The sequence below is a fragment of the Pseudomonas sp. genome (assembly GCF_030147005.1).
In the GTDB taxonomy this organism is placed as follows: domain Bacteria; phylum Pseudomonadota; class Gammaproteobacteria; order Pseudomonadales; family Pseudomonadaceae; genus Aquipseudomonas.
Map to the genome: position 1 here is coordinate 1 of NZ_JASLAW010000196.1, position 6,635 is coordinate 6,635.

The 6,635-nt window shown below is 62.9% G+C and carries 7 protein-coding genes; all 7 read right to left on the reverse strand.

The features are described from left to right. The coding region (locus Q1V60_RS17930; protein WP_300633039.1) for a lipopolysaccharide kinase InaA family protein at positions 1-986 on the reverse strand (986 nt) is incomplete at its 3' end. Further along, positions 986-1,738, reverse strand: a complete 753-nt coding sequence (locus Q1V60_RS17935) for a lipopolysaccharide kinase InaA family protein (RefSeq protein ID WP_300633041.1) — start codon at positions 1,736-1,738, stop codon at positions 986-988. The genes Q1V60_RS17935 and Q1V60_RS17930, both read right to left, overlap by 1 nt. Continuing rightward, on the reverse strand, positions 1,735-2,469 hold the full coding sequence (locus Q1V60_RS17940; protein ID WP_300633043.1) for a lipopolysaccharide kinase InaA family protein: 735 nt from the start codon (positions 2,467-2,469) through the stop codon (positions 1,735-1,737). Before Q1V60_RS17940 ends, Q1V60_RS17935 begins: the two co-directional genes overlap by 4 nt. Continuing rightward, positions 2,469-3,275 (reverse strand): lipopolysaccharide core heptose(I) kinase RfaP, encoded by an 807-nt coding sequence (gene rfaP / locus Q1V60_RS17945; protein ID WP_300633045.1) that lies wholly within the window; start codon positions 3,273-3,275, stop codon positions 2,469-2,471. The genes Q1V60_RS17940 and rfaP overlap by 1 nt, the downstream gene beginning before the upstream one ends. Continuing rightward, on the reverse strand, positions 3,272-4,396 hold the full coding sequence (locus Q1V60_RS17950) for a glycosyltransferase family 4 protein (protein WP_300633047.1): 1,125 nt from the start codon (positions 4,394-4,396) through the stop codon (positions 3,272-3,274). Before Q1V60_RS17950 ends, rfaP begins: the two co-directional genes overlap by 4 nt. After that, positions 4,396-5,457 carry a lipopolysaccharide heptosyltransferase I gene (gene waaC / locus Q1V60_RS17955; RefSeq protein WP_300633048.1) on the reverse strand — a complete coding sequence of 354 codons (1,062 nt, stop codon included), beginning with the start codon at positions 5,455-5,457 and terminating at the stop codon, positions 4,396-4,398. The genes Q1V60_RS17950 and waaC overlap by 1 nt, the downstream gene beginning before the upstream one ends. Before the next feature lies 1 nt (position 5,458). After that, complete coding sequence (waaF, locus tag Q1V60_RS17960; RefSeq protein WP_300633049.1) at positions 5,459-6,493, reverse strand: lipopolysaccharide heptosyltransferase II; 1,035 nt, start codon at positions 6,491-6,493, stop codon at positions 5,459-5,461. Positions 6,494-6,635 lie beyond the last annotated feature (142 nt).

Sequence of the window (6,635 nt, forward strand, 5' to 3'; positions counted from 1 at the left end):
GGGCGCAAGACGCGTTTCCCCATTTGGGCGACGCCTTTGTTTTTGTTGCGCTTGATCACCTGGGGCCGGCCGCCCACTTCGACCCTGGCCACGCTCGCCGCGCCACCGGTCTTGTACAGATGGCCTTGGTCCAGCAGCGCATCGGCCTGCTCCAGCACCGGCAGCATGGCGGCTTCTTCTTCACGACGAATCGCGCGCAGGCCAAAAGCGCCACGCACCACGCTGAACAGCGTGCACTCGCGACCGACCTTGCTCAGATAGTCCTTCAACCGCCAGGCGCTGACTTTGCGCACCTGTTTTTCGAGCGCTTCCAGCGGCAAGGCATGCTCGCCGTTGGCCAGCAGGTAATACACCAGCAACTCTTCGGTAAACGGCTCGAGGTTTTTCGGCAATTGGGCAAAGAACACCCCAAGGTTTTCCAGCACGCGATTGCGCGACAGCGGCCGGCCAGCCTGCTCGACACGAATTCCGGCGCCATCGATCACATACAGCTTGCCGTCCTGGCGCAGCAGGTTGTCCAGGTGCAAGTCTTCCTGCCACACGCCTTTGGCATGCATCTGTGCAATCACGCCCAGCGCCTGGGCGAGGACGGCGGTTTGTTCATCGGCCAATGGCGGTAAGCTTTCGACAGCGAGCCAGGCGTCGGCCAGGCTTTCGGCGCCTTCGAGAAACTCGAACAGCAGCCAGCCGCCCTCGCCTTCCTGCAAGCCGTCGGCCAGCAACAGCGGCGTGGTCAGGCCTTGCTCGGCCAACAGACGCACGCCGCTGAGCTCACGCTGAAAATGCCGCGCCGCCTTGCTGCCGACCAACAGCTTGGCCAACACCGGGCGCCCGCGCCAAACCGCCGCGCCGACGTAGCGCTGCCCCGGCAATACCCGCAACAGGCTCAGAAGTTGCAACTGCCCCGGCCCCGCCGCATCGGCCAGATCGAGGGTCAGCGGCAGGCCGGGGGTACGGCCGGCATTTTTCAGCTCGGATAAACGCATCAGCGGTTCTCCTTGTGGCTGCGGCGTGCGGTAAGGCGTTGGTGCCAAGTGGAGACCAACGCACTGTCCTCAGGCTGCTCAAGATATGCCGCCAGGAGCTGTCGCACCTGTGCATCCGACCATTGCGGCGCGCGGCGCAGCAGCGGTTCCAGGTCCTTGACCCGATCACGCCAGCCGAACAACAGCGGGCGGGTTTTCTCCAGGTCGATCAACTGCGCGGCGTAACCGTCAGCGGTGGCCTGCAGGAAAATATGCTTGGGATAAAAGCAGCCGTGCACTTGGCCGACGCTGTGCAGATGACGCGCCAGCTTGCCGCACGCCAGCAGGATTGCGCGCTGTTGCCCCTGGCTCAATTGCGGCCATTGTTCCAGCAGCGAATCCAGGTCGCTCCAACCATCCAGGGCGCGGGTGAGCAACATCGCCCGGCGCTCGCCTTTAACCTTGCGCTCGCCGAAGAACGCGGCCTGCAGTGCAGGAATCCGCAGCTTCCGGTACAGGCTGATATTACGAAATTCGCGGGCAAAACTCGGTTCGCCAAACGGCCGGTGCAAGGTACGCGTCAGGTAGTTGCTCTGGCGCTTGAGGTAGTAACCCTGGCCTTCAAGCTCCAGGCGATACACGCTGCTCCAGCCGTCGCCGCTGGTGTTCGGCTCATCCACCGCATCCAGTTGCTTGGCCCACAGCGTGTCGAAGGTAGCCAGGCCGTTGCGCTCAAGCAAAGCGCGGTCTTCGGCCGCCAGGAAGTCACTCATTCACGTCCCTCGAAAAACTTCACCACATGGCGAATTCGTTGTTTGTCTGACGTCGTCAGGTGCGTGCGTTGGCGATATTGCATGTAGAAACGCAAGCGCTGGGTAGCCGACAGGTGATACTTGGCGACCTTGTCCAGGCAGGCCAGGTCTTTGGTAATGCGGTACTTGAGCCAGAAGCCGCGCCAGAAATCGCCGTTGGGGCAATCGATCAGATACAAGGTGCGCTGGTCGTCGACCAGCAGGTTGCGCCACTTCAAGTCATTATGAGTGAAGCGGTGATCGTGCATGGTGCGCGTATATTCGGCGAGCTGGCGGCTGATGGCATTGACCCACTGGGGGTCTTTGAGGCGCGGATCATTGCGCTCGGCCAACGCCGAAAGGTCTTCGGTCTTGGGCAGTTCGCGGGTGATCATCGCGCCACGGTCGTAGGCCAGCCCGCTACGTTGCAGGCCCCAGGCGATGACCTCGGCGGTGGGAATGCCCCACTTGGCAAAGCGCTTGAGGTTCTGCCACTCGGACTTCACCCGCGGCCTGCCCAAGTAGCGGCGCAGGCCTTTGCCGGCGCCGACGTAACGCTTGACGTAATAATTGACCCCGCCGCGCTCCACGCGGATCACTTCCGAGAGCGGGTCGCGGGTCAGGCGCTCGCCCTGCAGGGCAAACACTGCGTCCAGGCTTCCGAAGTCGTCCGCGAGTGCGGCGTAGGCAGGTTCCAGATTCCAACCCGCCATCAGAGCGCATCCCCGTAGCGTTGCTTGCGCGCATAGAGTTTGGCGGCCATGCGTTCCAAGTCGCGCAGCAGCGCGGTTTGCTCCGCCAGGATCTGACGCAACGGTTGTTGGAAGTAATGTTTGAGAAAGCGCAACTTGTCGCGCTGGGTCAGGCCGATTTCCAGGGCGGAGTAATACAGCCCGGCCAGGTCTTTGTTGCGCCAGCGCACGGGGATCGTCGCACGCACTTGGGCACGGTGCAGGTCGATCACCGACAGCTTGAGGGTGTCGGCCGCAATCGGCCGGTCGGTATGCAGCAGGAAGTGGCAGAGGTAACAATCGCGATGATTGACGCCGCCACGGTGCATCGCTCCGACGGTTTTCGCCAGTTCGATGGTCAAGGCATGCTTGATCGCCGGCACAGGCGGTTGCTTGACCCAATCGAGGGTCAAGTCTTCCAGGCTGATGATTGGGGTCAGCTCCTGGGTGATGATGAAGGAATGCTGATCGGCCGGGTTGCTGCCTTTTTCGCCAAAGGCCACGGCCGTCATGGTCGGCACGCCAAGTTCCTGCAAGCGCTGGATTGCCAGCCACTCCTGGCCTGCGCCCAGCACCGGCAATTTGGCGGTAACCAGGTTCTTGAGGATTTCGCCCCAGCCGATGCCACGGTGGATCTTTACAAAATAAGGTTGGCCTTCCACCACCGTACGCAACGTACGGCGAGCGGCCAGCTCACGGAACACCTGGCCTTGCAGCTTCTCGACCTCGGCGAACGCATCGCGCTCGGCCCAAAGGGTTTTGAAGGGTTCGGCAAGAATCAACTTCATCGGTTTGGCTCCGCCAGAATCAGGTCCGCAGCGTACTGCGGCATGCTAAACAGGTCGGCCGTCTCAGCGAAGGCCAGACCATTGCGACTCCAGGTCGCGCGTGCGTGTGGATCCTCGAGCATATCCACCAGGTACTGGTTGAGCTGGGCCTGCTCGAACGGCTCGTCCAACACCCGGCCGCTCTGAGCCTTGTCGATGTAGAACGCGTAGCCGCAGACCTGGCTCACCAGCACCGGCAGGCCCGCGACCACCGCTTCGACCAGCACCATGCCGGCCGCCTCGTTGTAGGCCGGGTGAATCAGCAGGTCCGCCCCCAACAGGAAGCGCGGGATATCGTTGCGGCCCTTGAAGAACTGCACCTGGTCGCCCAGGCCCAGCGCGGCGCTCTGCAACTGGAAGACTTTGGGGTCGTCCTGGCCGATTACAAACAGGCGGGTGCGTTTCTTCAGCCTGGACGGCAGTGCGGCCACGGCCTTGAGGCTGCGGTCGACGCCCTTGGTCTTGAAGCCCGAACCGATCTGCACCAGCAACAAGTCATCCTCGGCCAAGCCGAATTCACGGCGAAACTCAGCGCGAATTTCGGCGGCGTTCGGCGGCGCGCGCCGGTCACGGGCGATGCCCGGCGGCAGCAGGTGAAAACGCTCGGGCTGGGTGCCGTAATACTGGCTGAACAATTGCTGCTGATGCTCGGACAGCACCATGATCTGCGTCTTGGCGTTTTTATCGAACACCGCACGCTCGTACTCGGCGAAGTGCTTGTAGCGCCCGAACCAGCGGTACATCGGGTTGCGCAGGGTCTGGGCCTTGTCCTCGAACACGCCGTCGGCGGCGAAGTACAGGTCCAGCCCCGGCATCTTGTTGAAACCCACCACGCGGTCCACCGGGCGCCTGGCCAGGTCGGCCTGGATCCAGGCGTAGAGTTTTTCGTTGCGACGATGGTTGACCAGCGCCTTGACCGGCGCCACCAGCACTTCGAAGCCGGGCGGGATATCGCCCTCCCAGATCAAGGTATACACACGGATCGCATGACCGCGCTGCTGGCACTCCAGGGCGATGCGCATGAAGTCGCGCTGCAGGCCACCGAAGGGAAAGTATTTGTACAGTACGAAAGCCAGTTGCATCAGTGCTGCTCCTCAGCCAGTAACAACGCGCTCAGCCGGCTTGCTACACGCTCAGGATTCAGGCGCGTGAAGCACAGGGGTGACTCGCGCTTGATGTCGAACCGCCGCAGGTCATCGGCAGTAGGTTGATAGGTGCATTGCTTCTGCAGGCACGGCGCACACGGCCAGTCGCTGGCCAAGTGGATCTGGCTCTTGCCGTAGGCACCGGTGAGCCCAGGATTGGTCGGCCCGAACAGCGAAATGGTTGGCACATCCAGCGCAGCCGCCAGGTGGCCCAGACCGGTATCCACCGCCACGCAGGCGCGGGCGCCGGTCAATACACGAGCCACGCCCGCCAGATTGAGTTTTGGCAGCACTTCGGCGTTGGGCAGGCCTTGCGCCAGGCGCTCGGCGCGGGCTTTTTCGGCGGCATTGCCCCACGGCAGCTTCACGTCCACGCCCAGGCGGCCCATGCGTTCGGCCAGTTCGCGCCAATAGGCTTCTGGCCAGTGCTTGGTGTCCCAGGTCGTGCCGTGCAGCAGCAGCACGAAGGGTTTTTTGGGCGGCAGGCCAAGCAGTTTCTCGCCGCTCAGGCCATAGTCGCCCAGCCCCTTGGGCAGGTCGTAACCCAGCGCCACGGCAAACAGTTGGCGCAACCGCTCCACCGCATGCTGCCCACGGGCCACGGCCAGGCGTCGAGAATAAAAGCGCGCCGCCAAGGGTTCACGCGCCGAGGTTTTATCGAACCCGGCTACCGGCGCCCGCACATAGCGCGTCAGCCAGGCACTTTTGAGCAGGCCCTGGGCGTCGATCACCAAGTCATACTTGGTCGACTGCACGGCCTGTTTGAAACGCCGCCATTCGCCGCTCTTGAAGGTTTGCCAAAGGTTCTTGCGCCAACGACGAATCGCCACCGGAATCACCTTGTCCACCGCCGGGTGCCAGGTTGGAATTTCGGCAAAGCCTTCTTCCACCACCCAATCGAAACGGATGCCGGGGATCGCCCGTGCCGCGTCGGTGAGTGCCGGCAAGGCGTGGATTACGTCGCCCAGGGATGAGGTCTTGATTACCAGTACCCGCAACTCAATGAACCTCGACCACGTCGCCCTGCAACCGCTGCAAGGCATCGGTTACCGGCTGCGGCAGCAATTGCCGCAGGCAGTTGTAGTGGCCGAAACGGCAGGTACGCTCAAAACACGGGCTGCAATCCAGGCCCAGGCGCACCACTTCAACCTGGTCCGCCAACGGCGGGGTGAACCCTGGAGACGTCGAACCGTACACCGCCACCAACGGACGGTTCAGCGCCGCGGCGACGTGCATCAAGCCGGAGTCGTTGGACACCACCGCGTCGGCGCACGACAGCAAATCGATGGCCTCGGCCAGGGACGTCTCGCCACTGAGGTTCACCGCCTCTTCGCGCAGGCCCGGAATCAGGCGCTGGCGAATATCTTCTCCCACCGAGTGATCGTTCTTCGAGCCGAACAGCCACACCTGCCAGCCTTCGCGAATCTTGGTCTCGGCGACTTTGGCGTAGTGTTCCGACGGCCAGCGCTTGGACTCGCCGAACTCGGCGCCGGGGCACAACGCCAATACCGGGCGATCCAGCGCCAGGCCGAACTTGGCCCGCGCCGCATCACGGGTCACCGGGTCGATCTGCAGGCTGGGGCGCGGATACGGCGTCGGCAACTCGGCACCCGGCTCATAGGCCAGGGCCATGAAGCGCTCGATCATCAACGGGTAGCGCGCCTTGTCCAGGGTGCGTACGTCGTTGAGCAGCACATAGCGAAACTCGCCGCGCCAGCCGGTGCGTTTAGGAATGCCGGCAAAAAACGGCACCAGCGCCGACTTCAGTGAATTGGGAAGCAGGATCGCCTGGTCGTATTGACCGGCCATGGCTTTGCCGATGCGACGGCGGGTCGCCAGTTCCAGCGCGCCATGGCCGAGCGGAAAGCTCAAGGCCTTGCGCACTTGGGGCATGCGCTCGAGGATCGGCCGGCTCCATTCAGGGGCGAGTACGTCGATCTGGCAGTCTGGATAGCGCAGCCGCAGGCACTGGAAAAGTGTCTGCGCCATTACCATGTCTCCAACCCAGCTGGGCCCAACGATCAGAATATTCATGTAGTTTCCACAAACGATGCGGGGAGGCTTATGCCTCCCCGCCTCGATAATTACTGTAGGTCACGGTTGGCCCGGTAACACCTTTGTGTGGGAGCGGGCTTGCTCGCGAAAGCGGTCTGGCAGCCAGCACATCGAGTGACTG

Excerpts from the sequence above, each read along its gene's own strand:
- Q1V60_RS17935 (WP_300633041.1), bottom strand. The coding sequence starts at position 1,738 with ATGAGTGACTTCCTGGCGGCCGAAGACCGCGCTTTGCTTGAGCGCAAC.
- Q1V60_RS17940 (WP_300633043.1), bottom strand. The coding sequence starts at position 2,469 with ATGGCGGGTTGGAATCTGGAACCTGCCTACGCCGCACTCGCGGACGAC.
- rfaP (WP_300633045.1), bottom strand. The coding sequence starts at position 3,275 with ATGAAGTTGATTCTTGCCGAACCCTTCAAAACCCTTTGGGCCGAGCGC.
- Q1V60_RS17950 (WP_300633047.1), bottom strand. The coding sequence starts at position 4,396 with ATGCAACTGGCTTTCGTACTGTACAAATACTTTCCCTTCGGTGGCCTG.
- waaF (WP_300633049.1), bottom strand. The coding sequence starts at position 6,493 with ATGAATATTCTGATCGTTGGGCCCAGCTGGGTTGGAGACATGGTAATG.